24 protein-coding genes and 1 riboswitch are annotated in these 26,169 nt (G+C 71.8%); of the genes, 4 read left to right on the top strand and 20 right to left on the bottom strand.

From position 1 onward, the window contains the following. Positions 1 to 5: 5 nt before the first annotated feature. The 6 genes from ACFYP3_RS21940 to ACFYP3_RS21915 form a co-directional block, all read right to left on the bottom strand. Complete coding sequence (locus ACFYP3_RS21940) at positions 6 to 767, bottom strand: endonuclease/exonuclease/phosphatase family protein (RefSeq protein WP_388835001.1); 762 nt, start codon at positions 765 to 767, stop codon at positions 6 to 8. A 97-nt stretch (positions 768 to 864) separates the two neighbouring features. Further along, complete coding sequence (locus tag ACFYP3_RS21935) at positions 865 to 1,806, bottom strand: ROK family glucokinase (RefSeq protein WP_388834998.1); 942 nt, start codon at positions 1,804 to 1,806, stop codon at positions 865 to 867. Between the two features lie 61 nt (positions 1,807 to 1,867). Beyond that, positions 1,868 to 2,323: a DUF5304 domain-containing protein gene (locus tag ACFYP3_RS21930; protein ID WP_388834995.1), complete on the bottom strand. Its 456-nt coding sequence runs from the start codon at positions 2,321 to 2,323 to the stop codon at positions 1,868 to 1,870. 76 nt (positions 2,324 to 2,399) lie between these two features. Then, entirely contained in the window at positions 2,400 to 3,557 is a 1,158-nt protein-coding gene (locus ACFYP3_RS21925; protein ID WP_388834993.1) for an ArsA family ATPase, read from the bottom strand. 34 nt (positions 3,558 to 3,591) lie between these two features. Continuing rightward, positions 3,592 to 4,032 (bottom strand): SRPBCC family protein, encoded by a 441-nt coding sequence (locus tag ACFYP3_RS21920; RefSeq protein WP_388834990.1) that lies wholly within the window; start codon positions 4,030 to 4,032, stop codon positions 3,592 to 3,594. 136 nt (positions 4,033 to 4,168) lie between these two features. Further along, positions 4,169 to 4,990: a metallophosphoesterase gene (locus ACFYP3_RS21915; protein ID WP_388835134.1), complete on the bottom strand. Its 822-nt coding sequence runs from the start codon at positions 4,988 to 4,990 to the stop codon at positions 4,169 to 4,171. A 255-nt stretch (positions 4,991 to 5,245) separates the two neighbouring features. On the opposite strand from ACFYP3_RS21915, the gene ACFYP3_RS21910 reads away from it, so the two are divergent. Next, on the top strand, positions 5,246 to 7,045 hold the full coding sequence (locus tag ACFYP3_RS21910; RefSeq protein ID WP_388834987.1) for an AMP-dependent synthetase/ligase: 1,800 nt from the start codon (positions 5,246 to 5,248) through the stop codon (positions 7,043 to 7,045). Positions 7,046 to 7,061: 16 nt separating this feature from the next. On the opposite strand, the gene ACFYP3_RS21905 is transcribed toward ACFYP3_RS21910, so the two are convergent. From ACFYP3_RS21905 to ACFYP3_RS21875, 7 genes are all read right to left on the bottom strand, one after another. Then, positions 7,062 to 8,678, bottom strand: coding sequence for a GMC oxidoreductase (locus tag ACFYP3_RS21905; RefSeq protein WP_388834984.1), 1,617 nt, complete (start codon positions 8,676 to 8,678; stop codon positions 7,062 to 7,064). 155 nt (positions 8,679 to 8,833) lie between these two features. Continuing rightward, positions 8,834 to 9,976, bottom strand: coding sequence for a glycosyltransferase family 4 protein (locus ACFYP3_RS21900; RefSeq protein ID WP_388834982.1), 1,143 nt, complete (start codon positions 9,974 to 9,976; stop codon positions 8,834 to 8,836). 23 nt (positions 9,977 to 9,999) lie between these two features. After that, positions 10,000 to 11,130 carry a hypothetical protein gene (locus tag ACFYP3_RS21895; protein ID WP_388834979.1) on the bottom strand — a complete coding sequence of 377 codons (1,131 nt, stop codon included), beginning with the start codon at positions 11,128 to 11,130 and terminating at the stop codon, positions 10,000 to 10,002. A gap of 85 nt (positions 11,131 to 11,215) precedes the next feature. Beyond that, the gene (locus tag ACFYP3_RS21890; RefSeq protein ID WP_388834976.1) at positions 11,216 to 12,271 is read right to left on the bottom strand and encodes an NlpC/P60 family protein; all 1,056 of its coding nucleotides are present in this window, start codon (positions 12,269 to 12,271) and stop codon (positions 11,216 to 11,218) included. Positions 12,272 to 12,491: 220 nt separating this feature from the next. Then, the gene (locus ACFYP3_RS21885) at positions 12,492 to 13,520 is read right to left on the bottom strand and encodes an NlpC/P60 family protein (RefSeq protein WP_388834973.1); all 1,029 of its coding nucleotides are present in this window, start codon (positions 13,518 to 13,520) and stop codon (positions 12,492 to 12,494) included. 252 nt (positions 13,521 to 13,772) lie between these two features. Continuing rightward, the gene (locus ACFYP3_RS21880; protein WP_388835132.1) at positions 13,773 to 15,137 is read right to left on the bottom strand and encodes an NYN domain-containing protein; all 1,365 of its coding nucleotides are present in this window, start codon (positions 15,135 to 15,137) and stop codon (positions 13,773 to 13,775) included. A gap of 40 nt (positions 15,138 to 15,177) precedes the next feature. After that, positions 15,178 to 15,417 carry a hypothetical protein gene (locus ACFYP3_RS21875; protein WP_008738811.1) on the bottom strand — a complete coding sequence of 80 codons (240 nt, stop codon included), beginning with the start codon at positions 15,415 to 15,417 and terminating at the stop codon, positions 15,178 to 15,180. Between the two features lie 146 nt (positions 15,418 to 15,563). Between ACFYP3_RS21875 and ACFYP3_RS21870 the strand changes: the two genes are divergently transcribed. Next, entirely contained in the window at positions 15,564 to 16,286 is a 723-nt protein-coding gene (locus ACFYP3_RS21870) for a rhomboid family intramembrane serine protease (RefSeq protein WP_388834969.1), read from the top strand. Next, complete coding sequence (locus ACFYP3_RS21865; protein ID WP_008738815.1) at positions 16,283 to 16,564, top strand: Lrp/AsnC family transcriptional regulator; 282 nt, start codon at positions 16,283 to 16,285, stop codon at positions 16,562 to 16,564. Before ACFYP3_RS21870 ends, ACFYP3_RS21865 begins: the two co-directional genes overlap by 4 nt. A gap of 373 nt (positions 16,565 to 16,937) precedes the next feature. Here the strand turns inward: ACFYP3_RS21865 and ACFYP3_RS21860 are convergent, their stop codons facing one another. The 6 genes from ACFYP3_RS21860 to ACFYP3_RS21835 form a co-directional block, all read right to left on the bottom strand. Further along, positions 16,938 to 18,332 (bottom strand): aminotransferase class V-fold PLP-dependent enzyme, encoded by a 1,395-nt coding sequence (locus tag ACFYP3_RS21860; protein WP_388834966.1) that lies wholly within the window; start codon positions 18,330 to 18,332, stop codon positions 16,938 to 16,940. Positions 18,333 to 18,564: 232 nt separating this feature from the next. Continuing rightward, a riboswitch (SAM riboswitch) is annotated at positions 18,565 to 18,681 on the bottom strand. 90 nt (positions 18,682 to 18,771) lie between these two features. After that, positions 18,772 to 19,836, bottom strand: a complete 1,065-nt coding sequence (trpD, locus tag ACFYP3_RS21855) for an anthranilate phosphoribosyltransferase (protein WP_388834963.1) — start codon at positions 19,834 to 19,836, stop codon at positions 18,772 to 18,774. A gap of 165 nt (positions 19,837 to 20,001) precedes the next feature. After that, positions 20,002 to 21,627: a cytochrome bc complex cytochrome b subunit gene (locus ACFYP3_RS21850; protein ID WP_388834960.1), complete on the bottom strand. Its 1,626-nt coding sequence runs from the start codon at positions 21,625 to 21,627 to the stop codon at positions 20,002 to 20,004. Continuing rightward, on the bottom strand, positions 21,624 to 22,682 hold the full coding sequence (locus ACFYP3_RS21845; protein WP_388834957.1) for a Rieske 2Fe-2S domain-containing protein: 1,059 nt from the start codon (positions 22,680 to 22,682) through the stop codon (positions 21,624 to 21,626). The genes ACFYP3_RS21850 and ACFYP3_RS21845 overlap by 4 nt, the downstream gene beginning before the upstream one ends. Further along, a complete protein-coding gene (locus tag ACFYP3_RS21840; RefSeq protein ID WP_388834954.1) occupies positions 22,679 to 23,488 on the bottom strand; it encodes a c-type cytochrome in 810 nt (269 codons plus the stop codon). The genes ACFYP3_RS21845 and ACFYP3_RS21840 overlap by 4 nt, the downstream gene beginning before the upstream one ends. 76 nt (positions 23,489 to 23,564) lie before the next feature. Beyond that, positions 23,565 to 24,185: a heme-copper oxidase subunit III gene (locus tag ACFYP3_RS21835; protein WP_179172919.1), complete on the bottom strand. Its 621-nt coding sequence runs from the start codon at positions 24,183 to 24,185 to the stop codon at positions 23,565 to 23,567. A 199-nt stretch (positions 24,186 to 24,384) separates the two neighbouring features. Here ACFYP3_RS21835 and ACFYP3_RS21830 point away from each other — a divergent pair, with 199 nt between their 5' ends. Then, positions 24,385 to 24,789, top strand: coding sequence for a hypothetical protein (locus ACFYP3_RS21830; protein WP_365478563.1), 405 nt, complete (start codon positions 24,385 to 24,387; stop codon positions 24,787 to 24,789). Between the two features lie 51 nt (positions 24,790 to 24,840). Here the strand turns inward: ACFYP3_RS21830 and ACFYP3_RS21825 are convergent, their stop codons facing one another. Beyond that, the gene (locus ACFYP3_RS21825; protein ID WP_388834949.1) at positions 24,841 to 26,088 is read right to left on the bottom strand and encodes an Ig-like domain-containing protein; all 1,248 of its coding nucleotides are present in this window, start codon (positions 26,086 to 26,088) and stop codon (positions 24,841 to 24,843) included. Positions 26,089 to 26,169 lie beyond the last annotated feature (81 nt).

Raw genomic sequence — 26,169 nt, 5'->3', positions numbered from 1 at the left:
GTTCGCTACGGCGCGGCCGGCAGGCGCAGGGCCGCCAGCACCGGGAGGTGGTCCGTGGCCGCCGTCAGGTCCCCGGGGGTCACCCCGGGCAGTCCCGCCGGCACGCCACAGCCCAGCACCTCCACCCCCTTCGTCACGAACACCGCGTCGATGCGCCGGTCCGGCGCGGACGCCGGGAAGGTCGCTTCCGCGCCCCAGGGGGCCGCCGACCAGCAGTCCCGCAGGGTGCCCGCGAGGTGGCCGAAGGCCGGACCGCGCGGGTCCTCGTTCACGTCGCCCGCGGCGATCACGTGGGGGACGTCCATCGCCGCGGCCCGCTCCAGCAGCATCGCCGCCTGCGCGACCCGCTCCGCCCGGTCCAGGGACAGGTGCGCGCTGACCAGCCCCACGCGGGCGGCGCCGACGCGGACCACCGCCGTGGCGAAGCCCCTGCGGTGCAGGCCGGGCGTGCGCGGCAGCAGGACGTCCTCCGTGCGCTCCACGAAGACCCGTAGCGAGCACAGCAGCAGCGGGCCGGCCGCCGTCCCGCCCCCGCTCAGCACCACGAGGTCGCATTTCGCGGCGAGTCGCGCCGCGTGTTTGCGCCACCGGAAGAACCGCGGCGCCTCCTGGACGAAGACGAGGTCGGGCTCGCACGCCCGGATGACCCGGGCCAGCGCCTCCTCGTCGTCGCGCAGCGAGCGGATGTTGTAGCTGAGTACCCGGATCACGGCGGAACCGTCGGGCTCCGTAAGGGACTTCGGCAGCGAGGGCAGCAACTGGTCCATGCACCGCAAGATACGCAGCCGCCCGCCGCTCCCCCAAGGGGCGCGGCGGGCGGGACGGGTGGAAGCCGGGTCGGCCCCGGCGGGTCGGCCCGGCGGGTCAGCCCTGGCGGGCCAGGTCCGCCGCGCCGACGAGGCCGGCCTTGCCGCCGAGCTGTGCGGCGAGCACCTGCGCGTGCGGTCGCCAGGCGCCGCCGACCAGCCAGCGCTTGAAGGACTTGCGGATCGGGTCGAGGACGAGGTCGCCCTCGTCGGAGACCCCGCCGCCGACGATGAACGCCGACGGGTCGAAGAGCGAGGCCAGGTCGGCGAGGCCGGCGCCGGCCCAGCGGGCCAGCTCGCGGAAGGCGTCGACGGCCACCAGGTCGCCCTGCCGGGCGGCCTCGCTGATGTGCTTGCCCTCGATGCCCTCGGGGGTGCCGTCGCCGAGCGCGAGGAGGACCTTCGCGTTCTCGGGGGTGGCGTTGGCGCGCTGCTTCGCGTACCGGACGAGGGCGCGCCCGGAGGCGTACTGCTCCCAGCAGCCCTGGCTGCCGCAGCCGCACAGCAGGCCGTCGGGGACGACCCGGATGTGCCCGAACTCGGCGGCGACGCCGAAGCGTCCGCGGCGCAGCTTGTTGCCGATGATGATGCCTCCGCCCAGGCCGGTGCCGAGCGTGATGCAGATGACGTCGTCGTGACCCTGGCCGGCGCCGAAGCGGTACTCGCCCCAGGCCGCGCAGTTCGCGTCGTTCTCGACGACGACGGGCAGGCCGATGCGCTGCTCGACCTTGTCCTTCAGCGGCTCGTGGCGCCAGTTGATGTTCGGCGCGAACAGTACGGTCGCGCGCTTGTCGTCCACGTATCCGGCGGCGCCGATGCCGACGGCGTCGATGGTGTGGCTGCTGCTGACCTCGGAGACGGCGGCGCAGATCGCCTCCGTCACTCCGTCCGCGGTCGGCGGGGTGGGCACCTTGTACGTCTCAAGGATCGTGCCCTCTTCGTCGACCACGCCGGCCGCGATCTTCGTGCCGCCGATGTCGACGCCGATGGTGAGTCCCATTAGTCCCTCGGTTTCCGGTCAAACCCCGCCACGGCCAACGGTACCCGAGGGCGGCGGGCCCTCAGTCGAGATCGATCCGCTCGGCCGGGCCCGCGTCGGGGCCGTCGTCGCGCGGGTCGCGCTCCCGGCGGGGCGCGGGAGGGGTGTCCTGGGTCCAGCGGCGCTCGTGGCCCTCGACGGCGGAGCGGTAGGCGGCGAGGAGCTCGGAGCCGGCGGCCGCGAGGTGGTCGAAGACCTCGGGGTTGCGTTCGATGACGGGTTTGGCCGCGGTTTTCGCCTGGTCGACGATCTGGCGCACCGCGCCCTGGGCGGCGGCGCCGAACAGCGGGTTGTTCAGCCCGGAGACCTTGTCGGCGACGGCTCCGAAGAGCTTGAACAGTTCCTCGGCGGCGGTTCCGGTGCCGGCCGAGCCGGCCCGGTCCTCTCCGCGCATGCGCTCCCTCTCGGCGGCGAGGTCCTCGGCACAGGCCTTGGCCCACGCGTCGTCGTCGGTGGGGCGGTCGGTGGCCTCGCTCATGGCGGACTCTCCTGCGGCGGCTGCTGGGCGTGCGGTACGGGCTACCTTCGACGGTACCCGAACGGGGGTACGCCGTTCACTGCGCGCGGGGCCACAGCCCCGGGTCGGGGGTGAAGCGGATGCGGAGCTCGCCGGCGGCCAGGGCGGCGCCTGAGACGGTGCAGCGGCGCAGCGCCGCGGGCAGCGGAACGGTCCTGCGGTACGGGCCGGCCGTGAGCAGCAGCTCGTCGCCGCGGCGTACGAGGTCGAGGTCGCTCTTGTGCGCGCCGGGCAGCGGTACCACCCATACGAGCACCCCGTCGGCGGCGAGCCGGTCCTCCACGGCCCAGGCCCCGCGGGGTGCGGGCGGCGCCGGGAGGAGCCCGTCCGCGGCGGCGAGCCGGTCGAGGTCCTGCGGGCCGCGCGGGTCCCGGCCCAGGTGGGCGAGGGTGACGACGGGGATCTCCCCGGCCCACTCGACGGCGCACTTCTCCTGCTGGGCGGCGAGCCCGGCGAGCCAGGGGTCGGCGGAGCCCGGCGGCAGCGTCCGGTTGGCGACGAGGTCGCGGACGGGCAGCTGGTGGAGGGCGAGGCCGAGCCGGCCGAGGCGCAGCGCGTCGGCGGCGGCCGGTCCCGGTTCGGCGACCAGGCGCAGTTCGGTGGTGTCGGCCTCGACGACGGCCTGGACGGCGGCGAGCTCCTCGTCCCAGCGGGCGGCGGCCTCGTAGAGCCACTGCGCGGGCATGGGCACGCCGGCGAGCTGGGCCAGTACGGGCCGCAGGGCGCGGGCGGCCTGCTTCTCGGCGGGGAGCAGGCGGGCGAGGTAGCGGCGCAGCTGGGCGGGCAGGGCCAGGGTGGTGAGGGCCTGGTGGAGCGGGGGCATGTCGACGACGACGAGGTCGGTGCCGGGTGCGGCGGCGGCCCGCCGCAGGGCGCGCAGCAGGGCGAACTGCTCGGCGCCGGGCAGCTCGGTGAGCTCCTCGGCCCCGAGCGGGCGGGCCCCGACCATGGCGAGGAGCGCGGATCCGCGCTCCTGCAGGGCGACGAGCTCCTCGCGGAACTCCTCGCCGGAGTCGACCCGGGCCACGCGCAGACCGGGGACGGGCTCCTGCCCGGTCAGGGCGGCGAGCGGGTCGCCGACGTCGCCGGACAGCAGCAGCACCCGCCGCCCGTGGCGGGCCGCGGCGAGGGCGGTGGCCGCGGCCACGGTGGTGCGGCCGGCCCCGCCGGGGCCGGTGATCAGCAAGGTGTGCATGTGCGGGTGCCTACTGCCGGGTCGCGCGAGTGGTTCAGACGGATTCGACGCGCTTCTTCAGGCCCGCCAGCGCCCGGTCGATGATGACCTTCTCCGCCTTGCGCTTGATCATGCCGAGCATGGGGATCTTGACGTCCACGGTCAGCTGGTAGGTGACCTCGGTGCGCTTGCCCCCGTCCACCGGGGCCAGCCGGTACGAGCCGTCCAGCTGGCGCAGCATCTGGGACTTGTCCAGGGTCCAGCTGACCTCGTCCGTGCCCTTCCAGGTGTAGGCGAGGGTGTGGTCGTCCTTGATCGCGCCGGCGTCGAGCAGCAGGCGGACCTTCTGGGCGCGCCCCGCGGCGTCGGTGGCCAGCACCTCGGCCTCCTTCACCTCGCCGGTCCATTCGGGGTAGCGGGCGAAGTCGGCGATCACGGCCATCACGTCGCTGGGCGCAGCCTCGATCGTGATGCTTGAGCTGGTGTGTTCCGCCATCGCGGTGGCTCCTCCGTGGAGTGTTTCGAGGATGTGTGCGGCCGCCGGCCGCCGCGTGAAGGCTACCGCGCGTGCGGACTCCGCCACTCCAGGGCCTCCCCGGGCCCACTGGGGGCCGTCGTGAACCGGCCGCCGGTCACCATTCCAGCACCCACGGCCGGCCTGTCGCGGCGAAGTGGCCGACGTTCACGCACTCCGTGGCCCCGATCCGCATCCGTCGCGCCAGCGGCTGGTGCACGTGCCCGAAGAGGGCGTACCGGGGGCGGGTGCGGCGGATGGCGGCCAGCAGGGCCTCGCTGCCGCGTTCGAAGCGGCGCGCGACCGTGTCGTAGCAGAGCTCGGGCACCTCCGGCGGGATGTGGGAGCACAGGACGTCCACCTCGCCGAGCGCCTCCACCTTGGCGGCGTACTCCTCGACGCTCACCTCGTACGGGGTCCGCATCGGCGAGGGCAGCCCGCCGCCGACGAAACCGAAGACGCGCCCGCCGATCTCCACGCGCTGGCCGTCGAGGACGGTGAGGCCGTCACGGTCGGCGTATTCCGGCCACAGACCCGGGATGTCGACATTGCCGTAGGTGGCGTACGTCGGGCTCGGGAACGCGGCGAACATCTCGGCGTACTGGCGGCGCACCGCGCCCTCGATCAGCCGGTCCCGGTCCAGCCCGGCCCAGAGCCGCCGTCCGAAGGCGTGGGCCTCCTCGAAGCGGCGCGCGGTGCGCAGCTCGACGATCCGGTCGGCGTTCTCGACGCCGAACAGGTCGGGGAAGATCCCGCGCGAGTGATCGGCGTAGTCGAGGAAGAGGACAAGGTCGCCGAGGCAGATCAGGGCGTCGGCCCCTTCTCCCGCACGGGTGAGGGCCTCGGTGTTGCCGTGCACGTCGCTCACGACGTGGACGCGGGTGCGGCCCGCTCCGCCGGTCCGGCTCGATCCGCTCGCGCCGCTCTGCCCGCTCCGCATGCTGCCACCCATGCCGCCCACCCTAGGGGGGCCCGGCAGCGCCTGGTAGAGCGGGTGGGAGAGGCGGCCGGACCTGCGGTTACTTCCGAGTCGCCGAAGGGGTCGACTAGTGTCGGCACGTGAGGGCCAGGCAGTGCAAGGACAGAATGTGACGCACGGAACATCTGGCCGGTTCCCTCTATCGGGAACCCACTACCGGTGGGTAACGTCCGCTCGGTCCACATGGTGGCGATGGCGCCCAGAGGAGCAGCAGTCTTGCGCGAGTTCAGCCTTCCGGCCCTGTACGAGGTCCCGTCGGACGGGAACCTGACGGATCTCATCCGCCGCAACGCCGCTCAGCATCCCGACACCGCCGTCATGAGCCGCAAGGCCGCCGACGGCCGGTGGCAGGACGTGACCGCGACGCAGTTCCTGGCCGAGGTCCGCGCCGCGGCCAAGGGCCTCGTCGCGGCCGGCATCCGGCCGGGCGACCGGGTCGCCCTCATCTCCCGCACCCGCTACGAGTGGGTGCTGTTCGACTTCGCGATCTGGAGCGCGGGCGGCGTCACCGTCCCCGTGTACGAGACCAGCTCCCCCGAGCAGGTCCAGTGGATCCTCGGCGACTCCGGCGCCGTGGCGGTCATCGTGGAGAGCCCGGCGCACAGCGCGACCGTGGCCTCGCTGCGCGACCGCCTCCCCGAGCTGCGCGAGGTCTGGGAGATCGAGCAGGGCGCGCTGGACACGCTGAAGGCCGCCGGCGCGGGGATCACCGACGAAGAGGTCGAGGAGCGCAGCAGCCTCGCGGGCGCCGACGACCCGGCCACCATCGTCTACACCTCGGGCACCACCGGCCGCCCCAAGGGCTGTGTGCTGACCCACCGCAACTTCTTCGCCGAGTGCGGCAACGTGGTGGAGCGCCTCAGCCCGCTCTTCCGCACCGGCGAGTGCTCCGTGCTGCTCTTCCTGCCGGCCGCGCACGTCTTCGGCCGCCTGGTGGAGGTGGCGGCCGTCCTGGCGCCCATCCGCCTGGGCTGCGTACCGGACATCAAGAACCTCACCGACGAGCTCCAGTCGTTCCGCCCCACCCTGATCCTCGGTGTGCCGCGCGTCTTCGAGAAGGTCTACAACTCGGCGCGCGCCAAGGCCCAGGCCGACGGCAAGGGCAGGATCTTCGACGCCGCCGCCGAGACGGCGATCGCCTACAGCCGGGCGCTGGACGCCCCGGGCGGCCCGTCCTTCGGCCTGCGGCTCAAGCACAAGCTCTTCTCCAAGCTGGTCTACAGCAAGCTGCACACGGTGCTCGGCGGGCGCGGCGAGTACGCGATCTCCGGCGGCGCCCCGCTGGGCGAGCGGCTCGGCCACTTCTTCCGCGGCATCGGCTTCACGGTGCTGGAGGGCTACGGCCTGACGGAGTCCTGCGCGGCCACGGCCTTCAACCCGTGGGACAAGACCAAGATCGGTACGGTCGGCCAGCCGCTGCCGGGCTCCGTGGTGCGCATCGCGGACGACGGCGAGGTGCTGCTGCACGGCGAGCACGTCTTCAACGGCTACTGGCAGAACGAGACGGCGACCGCCGAGGCGCTGACCGACGGCTGGTTCCACACCGGCGACGTCGGCACCCTCGACGAGGACGGCTACCTCGCGATCACCGGACGCAAGAAGGAACTCATCGTCACCGCGGGCGGCAAGAACGTCGCTCCCGCCGTGATCGAGGACCGGATCCGGGCGCACGCGCTGGTCGCGGAGTGCATGGTGGTGGGCGACGCGAGGCCGTTCGTGGCCGCGCTGGTCACCATCGACGAGGAGTTCCTCGGCCGCTGGGCCGCGGAGAACGGCAAGCCGGCCGGGGTCACGGCGGCGGAGCTGCGCGAGGACGCGGACCTCATCGCCGCCGTCCAGCAGGCCGTGGACGACGGCAACGCGGCGGTGTCCAAGGCGGAATCGGTGCGGAAATTCCGCATTCTGCCCTCCCAGTTCACGGAGGAGTCGGGCCACATCACGCCGTCGCTGAAGCTGAAGCGCAACGTGGTGGCGAAGGACTTCGCGGACGAGATCGACGCGCTGTACCGGGGCTAGTCGCGGTCGGCCGCGGTCAGCGCGGGTCCTCGGCGAGGATCCTGGCCATGTTCCGCTCCGCGAGGGCGGTGATGGTCACGAAGGGGTTCACGCCGAGCGACCCGGGGATCAGGGAGCCGTCCACGACGTACAGCCCCCGGTACCCCTTGGCCCGGCCGTACGCGTCGGTGGCGTCGCCGAGCACGCAGCCGCCGAGCGGGTGGTAGGTGAAGTTGTCGGCGAAGGCCCTGTTGCCGCCGAAGAGGTCGTACCGGTAGATCGTGAAGTTCCGCCGGTTGACGCGGTCGAAGAGGTTCTTGGCCGCGTTGACCGAGGGCGTGTTCTGGTCCCTGCGCCAGTTGAGGCGGGCCGAGTCGGTGGCGGCGTCGTAGGTGAAGTGCCCGCGCTCCGGGTTCTTCGTGATGGCCAGGTACATCGAGATCCAGTGCTCCAGCCCCATGGGGAGCGGGGCGATCTCGGCGAAGACCGGGTTGGCGGCGTTGTCCCAGTCGTCGATGCCCAGGGCGGGCATGGTGGCCTGGTTGGCGCCGACCGTGTCCCAGAGGTGGTTGGCCCGGGCGGTCATGATGTTGCCGTTGGGGCCCCAGCCGCGCCCGACCTTCGCGTCGAGCGCGGGCAGCGTGCCGGTCTCACGGGCTCGCAGCAGGATCTCGGTGGTGCCGAGACTGCCCGCCCCGAGGAAGAGCTGCCGGCAGCCGAGTTCGCGGACCTGGGTGACCCGTCCGGTCACGTCGGCGGTCTGCACGGTCAGCACGTACCCCCCGGCGGGGTCCTGCCGTACGCCGACCACGCGCTGCATGGTCTCGATGGTGACGTTGCCGGTGCCGAGGGCCGCGGCGAGGTAGGTCTTGTCGACGCTCTTCTTCCCGTGGTTGTTGCCGTAGATGACCTCGCCGGCCAGCGCCGACCTGGGGGCGGTGCCGGCCGCCTCGCGCTTCATGTGGTCGAAGTCGTAGACGTTGGGAACGAAGACGGTCTTCAGGCCGGTGTTCTGGGCGTGCTTGCGGGAGATCCGGGCGAAGCGGTACCACTCCGTGGACTCGAACCAGGCCGGGTCGATGTCGTTGACGCCGAGCATGGCGCGGGCCCGGGGGTAGTACGTGCCGTACATCTCGTCGGCGTCGACCTGCGGCAGCACCTCGGAGAAGTACGAGCGGCGGGGGGTCGGCGCCATGCCGCCGTTGACCAGCGACCCTCCGCCGACGCCCCGGCCCACGTACACGGACATGTCGCCGTAGTTCACCCGGTCCAGCACCCCGGGGTACGGGGTGATGTCGCGGTTGACCACGTCGAGCCAGAGGAACTGGGCGAGCGGGGCCTCGGTGCGGGTGCGGAACCACATGGAGCGGTGGTCGGGCGCGGAGGTGGAGGGGAAGACCTTGCCGTCGGGCCCGGGCCCGTCCCAGAGGCGGCCCATTTCGAGGACGACGGTCCGCACGCCCGCCTGCCCGAGCCGCAGCGCGGCGACGGCGGAGCCGTAACCGGAGCCGACGACGATGGCGGGGGCGTACGCGGCGGCGGCGGGTTCGACGGCGGCGGCGGAGGCCGCCCCGATCCGTGTGAAACCGAGCGCGGAGGCGGTCGAGAGGGCGCCGAGCCCCAGGAGGTGACGGCGCGTCAGATTGGGTGTCATGGCCGCATCATGGGCGGAATCCGGCCGTCCGCCCAGACGCGGTATTGACAGACATCCGAGGAACAGTCAGACGTGGCTGCGCAGTCCGTCGGCCGCGCCGCCGCTTCTGGGGGCTCCGCCACGAACCCCCCGCTCCCCAAAGCGCACACGGCCCGCTACAGCAGCTCGCGCAAGCGGTCCGCCAACAGGTCCCAGCGCCACTTCTCCTCGACCCACGCACGGCCGGCGGCGCCCATGCGCTCACGCAGTTCCGGATCCTTCAGCAGGGTGACGATCCGGTCCGCCGCCTCGTCGGGGGCGCCGCCCCGCACGACCCAGCCCGTCTCGCCGTCCAGCACCGCGTCCGGCGCTCCGCCGGAGTCACCCGCGATCACCGGCAGACCCGTGGCCGAGGCCTCCAGGTAGACGATGCCGAGCCCCTCCACGTCCAGCCCGCCCCGCCGGGTGCGGCACGGCATGGCGAAGACGTCGCCCGCGCCGTAGTGGGCGGGCAGTTCGGACCACGGGACCGCCCCCGTGAAGACCACCGAGTCCGCGACCCCGGTCGAGACCGCGAGCGCCCGCAGGTCGGCCTCGTACGGTCCGCCGCCCACGATCAGCAGCACCGCGTCCGGCACCGCCGCCAGGATCAGCGGCATCGCCTCGATCAGCGTGTCCTGCCCCTTGCGGGGAACGAGGCGCGAGACGCAGACGACCACCGGGCGGTCGGTCAGTCCGAGCCGCGCCCGGACCTCCGCCCCGCCCGATTCCGGGTGGAAGGTCTTCTCGTCCACCCCCGGCGGGAGTTGCGCCATGCGGGCCGCCGCCCGGTCCGTCACCGCCGAGGCGATCCGCGAGCGCGTGTACTCCCCCAGGTAGGTCAGCGTGTCCGTGCCCTCGCCGATCCGCCGCAGCAGCTGCCGCGCCGCCGGCAGCTGGGCCCAGCCCGCCTCGTGCCCGTGGGTGGTCGCCACGATCCGCCGGGCGCCCGCGCGCCGCAGCGCCGGGCCCATCAGGCCGAGCGGGGCCGCCGCCCCGAACCACACGGACTCGCAGCCGTGTTCGCGCAGCAGGCCCACCGCCCGCCGCGTCACGCGCGGGGTCGGCAGCAGCATCGTCGTACGGTCGCGGACCACCTGGAAGGGCTGCTCCGCGTCGAAGGCGGCGGTGGCCTCGCGGCCCTCCGCACTGTGCTTCCACGTGGAGGCGTAGACGACGATCCGGTCGGGATCCAGCCTCAGCGCCATGTTGTGCAGGAAGGCCTGGATGCCGCCGGGTCGGGGCGGGAAGTCGTTGGTCACGATCAGCGTCTTGTGCATCGCTGCCAACGTACCGGACGCCCTCAGCGGAACTCCTTCCGCAGGGCCTCCCGCCACTCCTGCGTCAGCCCGCCCGGGTCGCTCCCGAGCGCCTCCCGCAGCGCCGTCGGCCACGGCCCGCGGCCCGCCTTCTCGTACAGGTCCACGAGCGCCGCCTCGCCCCACCGGTCCGCGATCAGCCGGCAGGCCAGCCAGGCCCCCTCGTACGCCCGGGCCAGCGCCTCCGGGTCGCCGCCGAAGGCGAAGTCCTCCGTCCGGGGCAGGCCGGCCGGCACCTCGCCGCGCCGTACGGCCCGGGCCAGCGCCGGGGCGCCCTGCTCCGGGGTGGTGGGGGTGCCGCGGTACGCCGCCCAGTCCGCGAAGCCCTCGGAGAGCCACAGCGGGGTCGTGGCGGAGGTCGCCGCCCGGGTGGCCACGTGGGTGACCTCGTGGGTCAGGACGACCCGGCGGCCCGCCTCGCCCAGCTGCGCGTACCCCTCCGGGTTGACCACCACCCGGTCGGCGGGGGCGGGCCCGGCGCCCACCCGGCCCGTGGTGACGGCGCCCATGCCCCGGTACGCGTCGGCGGGCCGGCCGAGCAGCCGCGCCATCAGCTCCAGGGACCCGGGGACCAGCACCACCACCCGGCCGGCCCAGGGCCGGGGCCAGGCGGCGCTCGCCGCGGGGACCGCCCCGTCGGCCTCGGCGGCGATCGCGGCCAGCGCCTGCGGGGACTGGCCGGCGCCGCCCAGCACCAGGGAGCGCGTCCCGCGGACCACCGACACCGGGCCCTGGTCCCACAGCTGCGGCAGCGCGCCCGGCGCGGGCCGGTCGGCGCGCACCCGCCAGGGGCCGCCGCCCGCCGCGCGTTCCAGTTCCAGTTCCCGCTCCGAGCCGCCCGGGGCCGGGTCGTAGCCGGTCAGCCGGTAGCGCAGCTCGGCCCGTACGAGGGCCCGCGCACCGTCCCGGCGCACCGAGGCGACCTCGTACGCCCAGCCGTCGAGCGGGATCCCGGAGAGGCTCTCGGGCGGCACCCGCGACCAGTCGGCGACGGCCTCGCGGACGTCGTTCCCGGTCGTGTCGGCCGGCCGCGCCGCGCAGCCGGCGGGCAGCACGCACAGCACCGCGCACAGCAGCAGCGGCAGGACACGGGCGGGGCGGCGGACCGGGAGCATCCGCCGATCGTACGCACGGTCCGGGCGCCGGGCCCCCGGCCGGGGCCGGGGTCAGGGCGCGGGGGTCGGGGCTCGGGGGCAGCCGTCAGGGGCGGGTCACCGAGGACACGGGCATCATCCCGACGGGGTCGTAGCGCACCCGGGCTCCCGGGTAGGGGGCGTGCACCACCTGGCCGTTGCCGACGTACATGCCGACGTGGCTGGCGTCCGAGCGGTACGTCACCAGGTCGCCCGGGCGGGCCTGCGACAGGGGCACCTGCCGGCCGGCGTGCCGCTGGGCCTGCGAGGTGCGCGGCAGCGAGACCCCCGCCTGCCGGTACGACCAGACCATCAGCCCGGAGCAGTCGAAGCCGGAGGGGCCGGTGGAGCCCCACACGTAGGGGCGGCCGACCGCCGAGCGGGCCGCCATCACGGCGGCCGCGGCGCGCCCGGACGACGGGCCGAAGGAGGGCAGGTCGGGCAGGACGTCGGCGCGGCCGGCGGACCGCGAGGAGCGCTCGAAGTCGGCCCGCTCCTCGGACGGCATGGCGTTGAGCAGCCGCCGGGCCGCCGCGAGCTTCGCGGTGACGGAGCGCTTGTGCCGGGCCACGTCGGAGCGCAGGGCGTCCAGTTCGGCGAGCTTGCCGGAGGCCTCGCGGCGTTCCTGGCCCAGCCGGCGCTGCTCCTCGCGGAGTTCGTCGAGCTGCCGGGCCTGACGGCTGGTCAGCCGGTCCAGGGCGGCGGCCTGCGCCAGATAGGCGTCGGGGTCCTCGGCCAGCATCAGGCCCACGGCGGGGTCGATGCCGCCGCTGCGGTACTGGGCCCCGGCGAAGGTGCCGAGGACGCCCCGCATGGTGTTGATGCGCTCCTGCCCACGGGCCACCGCGTCCTGGGCCCGGTTGACCTCGACGCGGAGCCGGTCGGCCTTCTCGCCCGCCTCGTTGAACCGCTCGGTGGCCTGCTCGGCCTCCTCCAGGAGCCGGTCGACCTGGGCGCTGACTCCCGTCCTCGCCGCACCGCCGGGCTCGTACGGGAGGCCGGGGGCGGCGCCTGCGGGTGCGCCCGTCATGGCTACCGCGGCCGTGGCCGCGGCGGCGGTGAGGACGGTGACCTTCGTGTTCCGGTCGAGGCTGCCGAGCCCGCTCCGGCGATGGGACGCCACGTGAAACCGCTCCCTTCCGCTGTGTGCGCCCGGGTCCGCCCCCCGTGGACGGCCTTGTGCCGGGTTCCGCGCTGGCAGACAGTAGCCGGACCGTCACATGCCGACCAACGACCGTCGGCGGGCGCACACGGCGACGCCCCGCCGGAGACGCAGGTCACCGGCGGGGCGTGTGGTCGGAAAGCGGCCGCGGAATTCGCCCGGATGGGCGGTGTGCGGCGCGTCAGCCGATGCGGACGCCGAACTGGAACGGCATGTTGTCCATGGACTCGTACTTGATGCCGCCGCGCGGGTTCGAGGCGTGCAGCGTCATGTTGTTGCCGGCGTACAGGCCGACGTGGTGCAGGTCCCCGTAGAAGAAGACCAGGTCACCGGGCTGGAGCTGGCTGCGGCTGATGCGGGTGCCGTCGTTGGCCTGCGTGTAGGTGACGCGGCTGATGCTGACGTTGGCCTGCTTGTAGGCCCACTGGGTCAGGCCCGAGCAGTCGAAGACGTTGGGGCCGGTGCCGCCGGACTGGTACGTGAACCCGAGCTTGGTCTTGGCGGCTTCGAGGGCGGCTCCGGCCCGGCCGGAGGCCTTCACGTTGCCGAGGTCGACGCGCTGGCCGTCGGCGCGGCTGGCGCGCGACTCGTCGTCCTTGATGGCCGCGCGCTCCTGCGCGGTCAGGGTATTGAGCAGGGCCTGGGCCGCGGCGAGCTTGTCGGTGGAGGCCTTCTTCTTCTCGGCCAGCTCCTTGCGGGTGGCGTCGAGGTCGGCGAGCTTGCCGGCGGCCTCCTGGCGCTGCTGCGCGAGGCTGCGCTGCTTGGCCTGGATCTTCTGGACCGCCTCGACCTGCTTGCCGCTGAGGTGCTCCAGGGAGGAGGCCTTGTCGAGGTAGCTGTCGGGGTCCTCGGAGAGGAGGAGGGCGAGGGAGGGGTCGATGCCGCCGTTGCGGTACTGGGCGCTGGCCATCGAACCGAGGGTGCTGCGCAGCTCGTTGAGGTCTCCCTGGCCGCGGGCGACCTGGTCCTGGAGCTGGGCTATCTCCTTCTCCAGCGTCTCCTGGCGCTCCTTGGCCCCGTTGAACTTCTCGGTGGCCTGCTCCGCCTCTTCGTAGAGGGCGTCGACCTGGGTCTTGACCTCGTCCTTGGTCGGCTTCGCCGGGGCGGCGGAGGCGCTCTGGGAGGTGAGGGCGACCACGGCGGCCGCGGTGGCGCCGAGCACGGTCACACGAGTGCGGTTCGGCTGCTTGGGTCGACGGTGGGACGCCACGGAGGCGAGCTCCTTCTTCCTAGAGCCACCGAAGAACGCAACTCGGCAGCACCTTCGCCGCCACCCCGAATGAGTGATCTACCGCACGAAGGTTTGAACGCACACTAGTGACCTCGCTGTGATCAGTTCAAATCCCGTCGGGAAAAAACGTGCTCTCCGACCAGGTTCTTTACCTACAGAGCACGCTCCGTGCCGGGCACTTGACGGTCCGTTCGCTGCCACGCCGGTCAATTCCGGCATTCAGGAGGGGAGTTACGAAACGCGCGAAAGCCGCTTCAGGAGCAAAGCGGACGTCACCGGCCGCGCACCCGCCTTGGCCACCCCGTCGGCGACCTCCCGGTCGGTGGAGACCACGACCACCGGCCGGCCGGGCGGTTCGGCCCGCACCAGCTGGCGGATCAGCTCGTCCGCCGTCACCCCGGCCTTGGAGAACAGCACCCGCACCCCGCGCGGCGGCGCGAGCAGCACCGGGGCCGCCAGCTCCGCGCCGTCGAAGACACAGGTCATCTCCGCGCCCGTCTGCGCGGCCAGCATCGACAGCCCGCCCAGCAGCCGCAGCCGCTGCTTCTCCAGCGGCATCGTCGGATAGCCGGTCTTGGTCACGTTGTAGCCGTCGACCACCAGATGGGCCTGGGGCAGCGCCAACAGCTGGTCCAGCAAGGCCGGATCGGTCTCGGACAGGGCGCGCGCCGCGATGTCCTTCGGCGTCATCCGGCCCGGCTCCACCGCGTCCACGGTGTCCGCCGGGCGCGTGTTGACGGGCGGCAGCGCCAGCTCGCGGCGCAGCCCCTGGGCCGCGTCCAGCACGGTGTCCAGCAGCAGCCGCAGCCGCATGTCCTCGATGCTGCGCCCCTCGCGGGTGGCCCGGCGCGAGGTCTCCAGCGCCGCCTCCACCTCCGCGAGGCGGGACTTGAGCCGCCGGCTCTCGCTCTCGGCGGCGGCCACCCGGGTGGCCGCGTCCCCGCGGATCCCGTCGACCTCGGCGGTCAGCTTGCGCAGGGCCGCCTCGCCGCGCTTGACGTCGCTGAGGGCGCTGCGCAGCTTGCGCTGAAGCGATTCCGCTTCCTTGCGGGCCGCGTCCAGCTCCACGCGCACGTGCTCACCGCCCGCGCGCTGCAGCTCCCGGGCGTGCGCCAGCTCCTCGCGCAACCGCTCCAGCTCGCGCCGGGTCTCCTCGCCGACCCGCTCGGCGTCGGCGCGCTGCGCCTCCTCGCCCGCGGCGGCCACCAGCTTGACCCAGCCGGCGGGCCGCAGGACGAACGCGGCGGCCGCGACGTCCAGCGGGTCCGCGGCGGCGGGCGGCGCACCCGCCTCCAGGGCCGCGGCCAGTTCCGCCTGCGCCTCGCGCAGCTTCTCGGCGACCCGGCTGCGGAACACGGCGTCGGTCTCGACCGCCGTGGCCATGGCGTTGCCCGCGAACTTGGCGCGCCGGGTCGGGGTGAAACGGGCGTACTGGCGCAGCTGCGCCGGCAGGTCCGCGACCGTCAGCGCGCCGAAGGCGTCCGAGACGAGCGCGACGACCCGCCGCCGCACGCCTTCCGGCAGCGGGCGGTCGAGCGCCTCGGCGGCGTCGCCGGCCGCGTCGGCCGGCTCAGCGCCGCTTGCTGGCTCCACAATCCGTCACCCCTACCGTGATCTACCTGCGGGCACGCCTCCGTCAGGAGTCCGCACCCGGCCTGTCCACGAGCTCGATCTGGTCCACCGCGTTGCACCAGCGGCAGCGGACCGACTCGATGGTCTCATTGACCACCTCGCGCTCCTCGACCTTGGGCTCCCCGGCGAGGTCCAGGTGGACGTACTCGACGACCTTCGACGAACGGGTGACGTCGAAGCGCGTGAGGTTGCCGCACAGGGTGCAGCGCCACCGGGTGGTGTCGGTCGGCAGGGGAACCGTCATCAGGCCGCTCTCTCCTTCGTAGCTGATTCAATTAAAGCCGTCCGGGCCGCCGGCCGCGCGTGTCTCCACCGGCCGTCGGACCGCAGCTCGTAACCCTACGGCCTGCCACCGCCTCAGGTGGGTCCCGTTGCGTCATGCTCTGTCACATGATCGTAAGGTGGCGGGCCCTCCGCGAGGCCGCCCGGGGACCGGTGGTCACCCATGCGCTGATCGCGGGCTGCGGTGTGGTGTTCGTACTCGGTCCCGCCTCGGGGCTCAACCCGGTCTACGGGACCGGGGACGAGCTGCTGGCCGCCGGGACCGCGTACTTCCGGCGCTGGGGCGTGGTCCCGGACGAGCTCTTCACGGGCACCCCGCGCGCCTGGCTGACCCCGCTGACGGCCCTGTTCGTCCACGGCAGCTGGCTGCACCTGCTCGGGAACATGCTCTTCCTCTACGTCTTCGGGGCGATGACGGAGGAACGGATGGGGCGCCCCGCGTTCCTCGTCTTCTACGTCTGTACGGGGTACGTGGCGCTGGCGGCGTACGCGGCGGCCAACGCGGGGTCCGCGCAGACCCTGGTGGGGGCGTCCGGAGCCATCTCGGCGGTGCTCGGCGCCTTCCTCTACCTGCTCCCGCGGGCGCGGGTGACGAGCCTGTTCCCCTTCCTGTTCTTCCTGCCGCTGCGGTTCCCGGCGTGGATCGTGCTGCTGTTCTGGTTCGCCCTTCAAGGGGTGGCCGCGCAGCGGGCGGAAAGCGGCCCCGGGGTGGCCTACCTGGCCCATCTGGTGGGCTTCTCGGTCGGCTTCCTCTACGCGTGGGCCCGCTATCGGGGTGCGACTAGAGTGAGGCGACCAGCGACGGCCACCGAGGGAGACAGCCAGCCGTGATCACCGCGATCGTGCTCATCAAGACCAGCGTGGACCGCATCCCCGAGATCGCCGAGTCGATCGCCGCGCTGGACAGCGTCAGCGAGGTCTACTCCGTCACGGGGACGTACGACCTGATCGCGCTGGTCCGCGTGGCCCGCCACGAGAACCTGGCGGACATCATCCCGGGCCGCATCAGCAAGATCCCCGGCGTCGAGGCGACGGACACCCACGTGGCGTTCCGCACCTACTCGCAGCACGACCTGGAGGCGGCGTTCGCGATCGGCCTCGACGCGTAGCGCTGTGCCGTGCGGGTATCGGGCCGCCGCGTAGCCCCGGCTCCGCGACGCCTCAAACGCCGGCGGTGCTGGGTTCGGTGCCCCCGAGCAGTGGCGTGAGCCGTCGGGCCGACCGCGGGGCCCCTCCGGGACGTCTCCTCGTCGTCGCGCCTGCGGGCCCGTCACGGCCGTGAGGGCGGTTGCGCGCTCCTCCTGCGGGGACCCCCCTGCGCGCCCCCGCTCCCCCGCACCGGCCGTGGGGTGGGGACACGGTGGAGTGTCCCCGCAGGAGGAGCGCGCAACCGCCCTCACCCGTCGCAGCGATGCCCGCAGGCGCGACGACGAGGAGACACTCCGCCGGGGCACCACCCCACCCCGCCGAGCCGACCGCAGGTCACACCGCCGGGACGCAGCGGCCTTCCTCCGTGCGGTACTGCCACTTCGCGCCGTCCGCGACGAGCTCCTTCACCGCGCGGACGAAGCGCTCGACGTGCTCGTCGGGGGTGCCCGCGCCGAAGCTGACGCGGATCGCGTTCAGGGAGCGCTCCCCCGGTGCGGCCTCCGGGGCCCCGCATTCGCCCTGCGCCTGCGGCTCGCTGCCGAGCAGGGTGCGGACCAGCGGGTGGGCGCAGAACAGGCCGTCGCGGACGCCGATCCCGTACTCCGCGGACAGGGCGGCGGCGAAGTGGGAGCTGTTCCAGCCGTCCACCACGAAGGAGATGACGCCCACGCGCGGGGCGTCGTCACCGAAGAGCGACAGGACGCGGACCGCCGGGACCTCCGCCAGGCCTTCGCGGACCGTGGCGATGAGGTGGCGCTCGCGGGCGACGAGGCCGTCGAAGCCCGCCTCGGTCAGGGCCTTGCAGGCGGAGGCGATGGAGTAGACGCCGATGACGTTCGGGGAGCCGGCCTCGTGGCGGGCGGCCGTGGTGTGCCACTCGACGTCCACGCCGCCGTCCTCGCGCCGGGCCACCTTGCGGGAGGCGCCGCCGCCCGCCAGGTACGGCTCGGCCCGCTGGAGCCAGTCCGCGCGGCCGGCGAGCACGCCCGAACCGAAGGGCGCGTAGAGCTTGTGTCCGGAGAAGGCGACCCAGTCCACGTCCAGGTCCTGGACCGAGACGGGGTGGTGCGGGGCCAGCTGGGCGGCGTCCAGGACGATCCGCGCGCCGTGGGCGTGCGCGGCGGCGGCGAGTTCCTTCACCGGCCACAGTTCACCGGTGACGTTGGAGGCGCCGGTGACGCAGACCAGGGCCGGTCCGTACGGCTCCCTGTCGGCGAGGGCCCGCTCCAGGGTGGCGACGGCCTGGCCGGGGGTGCGGGGCGCGTTGAGGTAGGTGACCTGCGCGTTCGTCCAGGGCAGCAGCGAAGCGTGGTGCTCGGTCTCGAAGACGAAGACCTGGCAGTCGGCGGGGAGCACGGCGGCGAGCAGGTTCAGCGAGTCGGTGGTGGACCGGGTGAAGACCACCTGGTCCGAGGGGCGGCAGTCGAGGAACTCGGCGACCGTGACCCGGCTCTGCTCGAAGAGGTCGGTGGAGAGCTGCGAGAGGTACCCGGCGCCGCGGTGCACGCTGCCGTAGTACGGGGCGTAGGCGGCCACGTCGTCCCAGACCCGCTGGAGCGCCGGGGCACTGGCGGCGTAGTCCAGGGCCGCGTAGGTGACCTCGCCGCCGGTGACGAGCGGGACGGTGACGTCCCGGCCGAGCACCGGCAGCGGCTCGGCACAGGCGGGGCCCGCGGCGGTGTCGGCGGTGGCGACGGAGGTGGCGGCGGCGTTCAGGAATGCGGACATGGCGGTATCTCCCGGCAGGCAGGGCTGAATGGCTTCGAAAGTGCCCGTACGCGGGTACGGCCGTGCGGCCGTCCGGGATACGGGAGAGCCCTCGGGCCGGACCGCAACGGTCGGCGGGGGTACACGGAAGTGACCCTGATCCGAGGGGTGAAGTAGGGGCGGAGTCGCCCTATCGCATTCGCTTGCTCACGGAAAACGCTCCTCGAGAAGACCAGGACCCCTGGTGTCGAGGGATCCGCGCTTGCCGTAGGCCTTGCTGCCTACGACCTGGTCATCACCCGGGGCACCCCGCCACGGAAGGAGGGTTGCCGGACAGCAAGCCGGGGCCTAAACGCTGTCACTCGTGACCTGGTCAGCATCCTGCCACAAGATCCCCCGCGCGCAAGACCCCGGTCCGCATCGTGGACCGGGGCCTTGGCGCGATTCGGCCGATGGGGGGTCAGGCGTTGCTCGCCGCCACCCAGCGCTCCAGCGCCGCGCGCGCGGCGCCCGAGTCGATGGACTCCGCCGCGCGCACCAGACCGGCGGCGAGCTGCTCTTCCAGCGTGCCCGTGCCGGGGTCCAGGGCGACCAGGGCCGCCGCCGAGTTCAGCAGTACGGCTTCGCGGACCGGGCCGGTCTCTCCGGCCAGCAGGCGGCGGGCCACGTCCGCGTTGTACGAGGGGTCGCCGCCGGACAGGGCCGAGACCTCGACCAGGTCGATGCCGATGTCGCGGGGGTCGAAGGACTGCTCGGAGACCTCGCCGTCGCGGACCCACCAGACGCGCGAGGTGGCCGTCGTGGTCAGCTCGTCCAGGCCGTCGTCACCGCGGAAGACCAGCGCGGACGAACCCCGCTCGGCGAGGACGCCCGCGATGATCGGGGCCATCCTCGGGTCGGCCACGCCGGTCGCCTGGGAACGCACCCGGGCCGGGTTGGTCAGCGGGCCCAGCGCGTTGAAGAAGGTCCGGATGCCCAGTTCCTTGCGGGCCGCGGCCACATGGCGCAGTGCCGGGTGGAACTTCACCGCGAAGCAGAAGGTGATGCCGGCCTCCTCGGCGACCTCAACGACCCGCTCCCGGCTCAGGTTGAGGTTGACCCCGAGCTTTTCCAGGACGTCCGAGGAGCCGCTCGCGGAGGAGGCGGCCCGGTTGCCGTGCTTGACGACCTTGGCACCGGTTCCGGCCACCACGACCGCCGACATCGTCGAGATGTTCACCGTCTTGGCCCCGTCGCCGCCCGTGCCGACGATGTCCACGGTGCGGCCCGGCACCTCGATCAGGTTGGCGTGCTCGTACATGGCCCGTACGAGACCGTTGATCTCCGCGACCGTCTCCCCCTTCGCCCGCAGCGCGACGGTGAAGCCGGCGATCTGGGCGTCGGTGGCCTCCCCCCGCATGATGCGGTCCATGGCCCAGGCGGTGTCGTCGGCGCGCAGGTCCTGGCCGGTCAGCAGAGCGTCGAGGACGCCCGGCCAGCCACGGGCCGCCACGCTGTCGCCGCCTGCCGGGGTCACAACGTTCATGGTCCGCTCCTGCTGCTTGTCAAGGTTTCCACGTCGAATGGGAAGGGCTCCAGCCTATCCAGCCCGGGAGACGGCAAAGAGCCCCGTCCGGACACTGGACGGGGCTCTCGCCGTGGCGACACCGGAACTGACCTGAATCAGTCCCTCATGCGGTCGTGCAGGGGATCAGTGGTGGCCGTGGCCGGCCTGGATCTCCTTGTACTCCTCCACCGTGGGCTTCGGAATCTGGTTGTTCTCGGCGTAGAAGCCCTTGCTGAGCTTCGCGCGGAGCTTCTCCGTGGCCTTCACCTTGCGCTCGACACCGTTCTCGTCGACCGTCGGGCCGATCTCGATCGGCTTGTACTGCTCGTGCGCGGTGAGCTTGTGCAGCTGACCCGCCGGGAGCGGCTCGTGGACCTCGACGAACTCACCGTGCGGCAGACGCTTGATGATGCCGGTCTCGCGACCGTGCAGCACCTTGTCGTGGTCCCGGCGCTGGAGGCCGAGGCAGAACCGCTTGGTGATGATGAAGGCGAGGACCGGGACGACGAAGAAGCCGATCCGGACGAACCAGGTGATCGAGTTGATCGACAGGTGGAAGTACTGGGCGAACATGTCGTTGCCACCGCCGATGAGGAGCACGATGTACTCCGCGATCCAGGCGACACCGAAGGCCGTACGGGTCGGGACGTTGCGCGGGCGGTCCAGGATGTGGTGCTCGCGCTTGTCGCCGGTGACCCAGGACTCGATGAACGGCCAGACGGCGATCGCACCGAGCACCAGCGGGAAGAGCAGCAGCGGGATGAACACGCCCAGGACGAGCGTGTGGCCCCACAGGTTGATCTCCCAGCCGGGCATGGCACGGATCAGGCCTTCCGGCATGCCCATGTACCAGTCGGGCTGCGCACCGGTGGACACGTGGTCCGGGCGGTACGGGCCGAGCGCCCAGATCGGGTTGATCGAGGCGAGGGCCGCGACGGCCGCGATGACACCGAAGACCAGGAAGAAGAAGCCTCCGGCCTTGGCCATGTAGACCGGCAGCAGCGGCATGCCGACGACGTTGTTGTTCGTCTTGCCGGGACCCGCGAACTGGGTGTGCTTGTGGTAGAAGACCAGGATCAGGTGGGCCACGAGCAGGCCCATCATGATGCCGGGCAGCAGCAGGATGTGCACCGAGTAGAACCGCGCGACGAAGTCGCCGCCCGGGAACTCCCCGCCGAACAGGAACATCGACAGGTACGTGCCGACGACCGGGACGGACAGGATGGCGCCCTGCATGAAGCGGACACCGGTACCCGAGAGCAGGTCGTCCGGCAGCGAGTAACCGGTGAAGCCGGTGAACATGCCGAGGACCAGCAGCAGGAAGCCGAAGATCCAGTTGACCTCACGCGGCTTGCGGAACGCGCCGGTGAAGAAGACGCGCATCATGTGCACGACCATGGCCGCGACGAAGATCAGCGCCGCCCAGTGGTGGATCTGACGGATCAGCAGGCCACCGCGGACGTCGAAGCTGATGTCGAGCGTCGAGGCGAAGGCCTCGGACATCATGACGCCCTGCATCGGCACGTACGAGCCGTGGTACACGACCTCGTTCATGCTCGGGTGGAAGAACAGCGTCAGGTACACACCCGTGAGGATGATGATGATGAAGCTGTAGAGGCAGATCTCACCCAGCATGAAGGACCAGTGGTCCGGGAAGATCTTGCGCATGTTGGCCTTGGCCAGGCCGTAGATGCCCAGGCGGCCGTCCGCCCAGTCGGCTACGCGCTCGCCGGCCGGCGCCTTGCGCTCGGTGTTCTGGCTGGTGCTCATCCGCGCTCCCAGAATGCAGGACCGACGGGCTCTTCGAAGTCGCCGAGCGCTTCGAGGAAGCCTTCGTCATTCACGCCGATCCGCAGCTGCGGAAGCGCGTGACCGGCCGGGCCGAAGATGACACGGGCGCCGTCGGAGAGGTCGAAGGTGGACTGGTGGCACGGGCAGAGCACGTGGTGCGTCTGCTGCTCGTACAGGCTGATCGGGCAGCCGACGTGGGTGCAGATCTTGGAGTAGGCGACGATCCCGTCGTGGGACCACTCCAGCTCCTGCTTGTCCTTGATGTCGTCCGGCTGGATACGGACGATCATCAGGGCGGCCTTGGCGATCTGGACCTGGAAGTCGTGCTGCTCCTCCTCCAGGCCTTCCGGCCTGGCGAAGGTCAGCGACCCGACGAGCACGTCCTCGGGACGCAGCGGCTCGTTCGTGTTGTCGTTGATGAGCAGCTTGCCCTTGGCCCACACGGTCTTGCGCAGCTTCTGCTCGGGCAGCGGGCCCAGGTCGCGCATGATCATGACGGCGGAGAGCGGCAGCATCGCCAGCGCACCGAGCATCGTGTTGCGGATCAGGGGCCGGCGTCCGATGCCGGACTCGTTCGCACCGTCGCGGAAGTCCTGCAGGACCTGCGCCTTGACCTCCGGCGGAGCGGCGATCTCGTGGCGCTCGGCGGCGACCTCCACGTCGGACATCAGGGTGCGGGCCCAGTGGACCGCGCCCGCGCCGATGCAGAAGAGGGCCGTGCCCAGCGTCATGCCCAGGGCGAAGTTCAGCGCGCTGACCTTGCCGATGGGGAAGATGTAGACGATCTTCTCGACCGGGAAGATCACGTAGGACGCGATGAAGCCGATCGTGGCCAGCATCGACAGCGTGAACAGCATCGCGACGGTGCGCTCGGAGCGCTTCGCCGCCCGCTCGTCGATGTCCTGGATGCGGGGCTTGTGGACCGGCAGGCCCGGGTCGGCGAACGGATCGTCCGCGACCGCTACGGCACCGTGGTGCGCGTCGCCCTGCTCGCTCGGCAGGTGCTTCTCTTCGGGAATCTCTTGGCTACTCATGACTTCTTGGCCTTAGCGGTGTGGGCCGCGACCCAGACGGCGACAGCGATCAGCGCACCCAGAGCGAAGATCCAGCCGAACAGACCCTCGGAGACGGGGCCGAGGCCACCGAGCTTGAGACCACCGGGGCTGGTCGACTTCTCACCGTTCACGTTCTGGAGGTACGCGATGATGTCCTTCTTCTGCTGCTCCGGCATGGTCTGGTCCGGGAAGGAGGGCATGTTCTGCGGGCCGGTCAGCATGGCCTCGTAGATGTGCTTCGGGTCGACGCCCTCGAGGTTGGGGGCGTACTTCCCGTTCGTCAGCGCGCCGCCTTCACCGGTGAAGTTGTGGCACTGCGCGCAGTTGTTGCGGAACAGCTCACCACCCTTGGCGATGTCGGCACCTGCCGGGTCGTACTGCTTTGCGGTCGGCGTGATCGGACCGGCGCCGAGGGACGCGACGTACGCCGCCAGCTGGTCGATCTGCGCCTGGGTGTAGATGACGGGCTTCTTCGGCACCTGGGCGCCGGGCTGCTGGGCGGGCATGCGGCCCGTGCTCACCTGGAAGTCGACGGCCGCGGAGCCGACGCCGACCAGGCTCGGGCCGTCAGAGGAACCCTGACCGCCGGTTCCGTGGCAGCTTGCGCAACCCACGGCGTAGAGCTTCTTGCCCTCCTCGATGGCGAGGGACTGGGCGGTTTCATCGGCCTGCGCCTTGCCCGCGGGAGCAAAGGCGGCGTACAGCCCCCCAGTGGCCGCCAGCGCGAGGAGTAGAACGACGACCGCCGCCAGCGGATGGCGTCGTCGTGCGGAGAGCTTTTTCACGGATTACCCCGGTGTCAGGATCTTCTGCGTCGGTGTGTCTGGATGGAGTGCCGGGTCTTGCCCGGTGACGTGTTCGCTACTTGATCAGGTAGATCGTGGCGAAGAGGCCGATCCAGACGACATCGACGAAGTGCCAGTAGTAGGACACGACGATGGCCGACGTGGCCTGTTCGTGGGTGAACCTCTTGGCCGCGTACGTCCGGCCGAGGACCAGCAGGAAGGCGATGAGGCCGCCCGTCACGTGCAGACCGTGGAAGCCGGTGGTCAGGTAGAAGACCGAGCCGTACGGACCGGACGAGAGGCTCATGCCCTCGTGCTTGACCAGCTCGGTGTACTCGAACACCTGGCCGCCAATGAAGATCGCACCCATGACGAACGTGATGATGAACCACGTCCGGAGCTTCTTCACGTCACCGCGCTCGGCGGCGAATACGCCGAGCTGGCAGGTGAGCGAGGAAAGCACCAGGATCGTCGTGTTCGTCGCCGAGAAGGGCAGATTCAAGGCCGAAGCCTGCTCTGTCCAGTACTCGGTTCCCGTCACGGATCGCAGGGTGAAGTACATCGCGAAGAGGGCCGCGAAGAACATCAGCTCGGAACTCAACCAGATGATGGTTCCGACGCTGACGAGGTTCGGCCGGTTGACCGTCGGGTGCGCGTGCCCGGTATCTACTGTCGTTGCTGTCGCCACGACCGACATTATGTCGGTCGCTTATCCCGCCCTCACCCCGGGGGGTGCCGTTCGGAGTGTCAGGGGCGTGTGCAAGGCCCGAACGGCCCATCAGATCGCCCCGGTGGGATGTCCCGTGCACATGTCCGAAGCGATGTTGACAGCGCATCGGGAGGAGTAGCATCCCGCGCAACAGCAACGTGATTCACGGGACACGTGGAGGAACGAAATGCGGGCGACTGCGCGGGTTCTGGTCTACAGCGACGACGCGGGCACCCGGGAGCAGGTGCGGCTGGCGGCCGGACGCCGGCCCGCCGCGGACCTGCCGCCGGTGGAGTTCGTGGAGTGCGCGACGCTGCCGGCGGTGCTGACGCAGCTGGACGCGGGCGGCATCGACGCGTGCGTGCTCGACGGCGAGGCGGTCCCGGCCGGGGGCATGGGCGTGTGCCGGCAGATCAAGGACGAGATCTTCCGGTGTCCGCCGGTGCTGCTGCTGATGGGGCGCCCCCAGGACGCCTGGCTGGCCACGTGGAGCCGCGCGGACGCCGCGGTGACCCTTCCGGTGGACCCGGTGGAGTTCGCGGAGGCCCTGGCGGGCGTGCTGCGCTCCCGTCTGTCCTCCTCGGCCGCCTGACGGTGCGCCTGCGGGCCCACGGGTGACCGTGGGCCCGCACAGGTGCTCGCGTCAGACGGTGGGACGCAGGCGGGCCTGGTCCATGGGGTGGCGGCCTTCCTCGGTGCCCTTGAGCAGCGCGCTGCCCTGGCGCCAGTCCTTCCAGTCCATGTTCCAGTCGCCGAAGCCGTTGCCGAAGACGTCCATGTCGTCGCCGATGCTGTTGATCACCTTGACGATGTCGCCCTCGGTGATGTTCTCGTAGAACCAGGCGGCGTTGCCGGTGCTCATGCCGGTGCATCCGTGACTGACGTTCTCGTAGCCCTGGGAGCCGACGGACCACGGCGCGGCGTGGACGTATTCACCACTCCAGGTGACGCGGGTGGCGTAGTAGACGGGCAGGTTGTAGTACTCGCTGCCGCCGATGCCCACGGTGTCGCCGCGCATCTGGACGAAGTACTGCTTGCCCAGCACCACCTTGACCCCGTTGCGGGTGGAGAACCCGGGCTTTCCGGTGGTCACCGGGATGGTGTTGATCACTTCTCCGTTGCGCCGGAACGTGAGGTAGTGCGAGGAGGCGTCGGTGGTGACCTCGACCCGGTCCCCGATCTCCAGCTTGACGGGCTTGGCCGCGACCCCGTGGAGCTCGTCGGTGATCCTGATGCCCTCCAGGTTGCTCCGTACGGAGACGGTGGAGTGGGCGGGCCAGTAGTCCTTGGGCCGGTAGTGGAGGTTCTTGTCGTCCACCCAGTGCCAGGCGCCCTCGACGCCGGCCGGGGCGTCGACGATCAGGCCCCGTTCCACGATGGCGCGGGCCGCCTTGTCCTTGACCGGCTCGCTGAGCTCGGCCGTGAGGGGCTGTCCGACGCCGTATTTGCCCTCCTCCGGGCCGAATTCGACCTTGAGGACCCCCTTGGACGGGGTGGTGTCGAACGTCAGCGTGCGCTGCCCCGGAGCGCCCCGCTCGTCCTCGGTGCTCACGGTGACCGTGTAGCGGACTCCTGAGGCCATCGGGACGGTGCTGTGCCAGCGGTCGCCCTTGGCGCTCAGCTCGCCCGCCAGGCGGCGGCCGTGGGTGTCCACGGCGAGCACGTCGGTGATCCGGCCGCCCCCGGGCTTGGCGGTGATTTCGAGGGGCTTGTCGGGGTCCACGGGGCGCTTGCCCGGGGTCTGGTTGAAGGCGATCCGATCGCCCGCGTCGTACGGGCGGGCTGACAGCGGGTTCTTGTCGCCGGACCCGCATGCGGTGGCGCCGGCCCCGAGGGACGCGACCAGCAGGGAGCAGCTGAGTACCGTCCAAAGACGCGGTGAGTGCTTCATGGAGCCAACGCTATGAAGATATGACAATTACGGCGCGCGGGGTGACTGCAAACGAGGGGCCCGGACTCCTCCGAAGAGGTG

Origin of the sequence: Streptomyces sp. NPDC005533 (assembly GCF_042871845.1) — a bacterium.
In the GTDB taxonomy this organism is placed as follows: Bacteria; Actinomycetota; Actinomycetes; order Streptomycetales; family Streptomycetaceae; genus Streptomyces.
The sequence above is the reverse complement of the archived record's forward strand: the minus strand, read 5'-3'. Positions and strand labels throughout refer to the sequence as shown.

Bases quoted from the DNA above. Each gene is read 5' to 3' on its own strand.
- ACFYP3_RS21870 (WP_388834969.1), top strand. From the start codon at position 15,564: ATGATCGTAAGGTGGCGGGCCCTCCGCGAGGCCGCCCGGGGACCGGTG.
- ACFYP3_RS21905 (WP_388834984.1), bottom strand. From the start codon at position 8,678: ATGACACCCAATCTGACGCGCCGTCACCTCCTGGGGCTCGGCGCCCTC.
- ACFYP3_RS21935 (WP_388834998.1), bottom strand. From the start codon at position 1,806: ATGGGACTCACCATCGGCGTCGACATCGGCGGCACGAAGATCGCGGCC.
- ACFYP3_RS21825 (WP_388834949.1), bottom strand. From the start codon at position 26,088: ATGAAGCACTCACCGCGTCTTTGGACGGTACTCAGCTGCTCCCTGCTG.
- trpD (WP_388834963.1), bottom strand. From the start codon at position 19,836: ATGAACGTTGTGACCCCGGCAGGCGGCGACAGCGTGGCGGCCCGTGGC.
- ACFYP3_RS21940 (WP_388835001.1), bottom strand. From the start codon at position 767: ATGGACCAGTTGCTGCCCTCGCTGCCGAAGTCCCTTACGGAGCCCGAC.
- ACFYP3_RS21915 (WP_388835134.1), bottom strand. From the start codon at position 4,990: ATGCGGAGCGGGCAGAGCGGCGCGAGCGGATCGAGCCGGACCGGCGGA.
- ACFYP3_RS21850 (WP_388834960.1), bottom strand. From the start codon at position 21,627: ATGAGCACCAGCCAGAACACCGAGCGCAAGGCGCCGGCCGGCGAGCGC.
- ACFYP3_RS21900 (WP_388834982.1), bottom strand. From the start codon at position 9,976: ATGCACAAGACGCTGATCGTGACCAACGACTTCCCGCCCCGACCCGGC.
- ACFYP3_RS21930 (WP_388834995.1), bottom strand. From the start codon at position 2,323: ATGAGCGAGGCCACCGACCGCCCCACCGACGACGACGCGTGGGCCAAG.
- ACFYP3_RS21845 (WP_388834957.1), bottom strand. From the start codon at position 22,682: ATGAGTAGCCAAGAGATTCCCGAAGAGAAGCACCTGCCGAGCGAGCAG.
- ACFYP3_RS21875 (WP_008738811.1), bottom strand. From the start codon at position 15,417: ATGACGGTTCCCCTGCCGACCGACACCACCCGGTGGCGCTGCACCCTG.
- ACFYP3_RS21860 (WP_388834966.1), bottom strand. From the start codon at position 18,332: ATGTCCGCATTCCTGAACGCCGCCGCCACCTCCGTCGCCACCGCCGAC.
- ACFYP3_RS21830 (WP_365478563.1), top strand. From the start codon at position 24,385: ATGCGGGCGACTGCGCGGGTTCTGGTCTACAGCGACGACGCGGGCACC.
- ACFYP3_RS21895 (WP_388834979.1), bottom strand. From the start codon at position 11,130: ATGCTCCCGGTCCGCCGCCCCGCCCGTGTCCTGCCGCTGCTGCTGTGC.
- ACFYP3_RS21835 (WP_179172919.1), bottom strand. From the start codon at position 24,185: ATGTCGGTCGTGGCGACAGCAACGACAGTAGATACCGGGCACGCGCAC.
- ACFYP3_RS21920 (WP_388834990.1), bottom strand. From the start codon at position 4,032: ATGGCGGAACACACCAGCTCAAGCATCACGATCGAGGCTGCGCCCAGC.
- ACFYP3_RS21925 (WP_388834993.1), bottom strand. From the start codon at position 3,557: ATGCACACCTTGCTGATCACCGGCCCCGGCGGGGCCGGCCGCACCACC.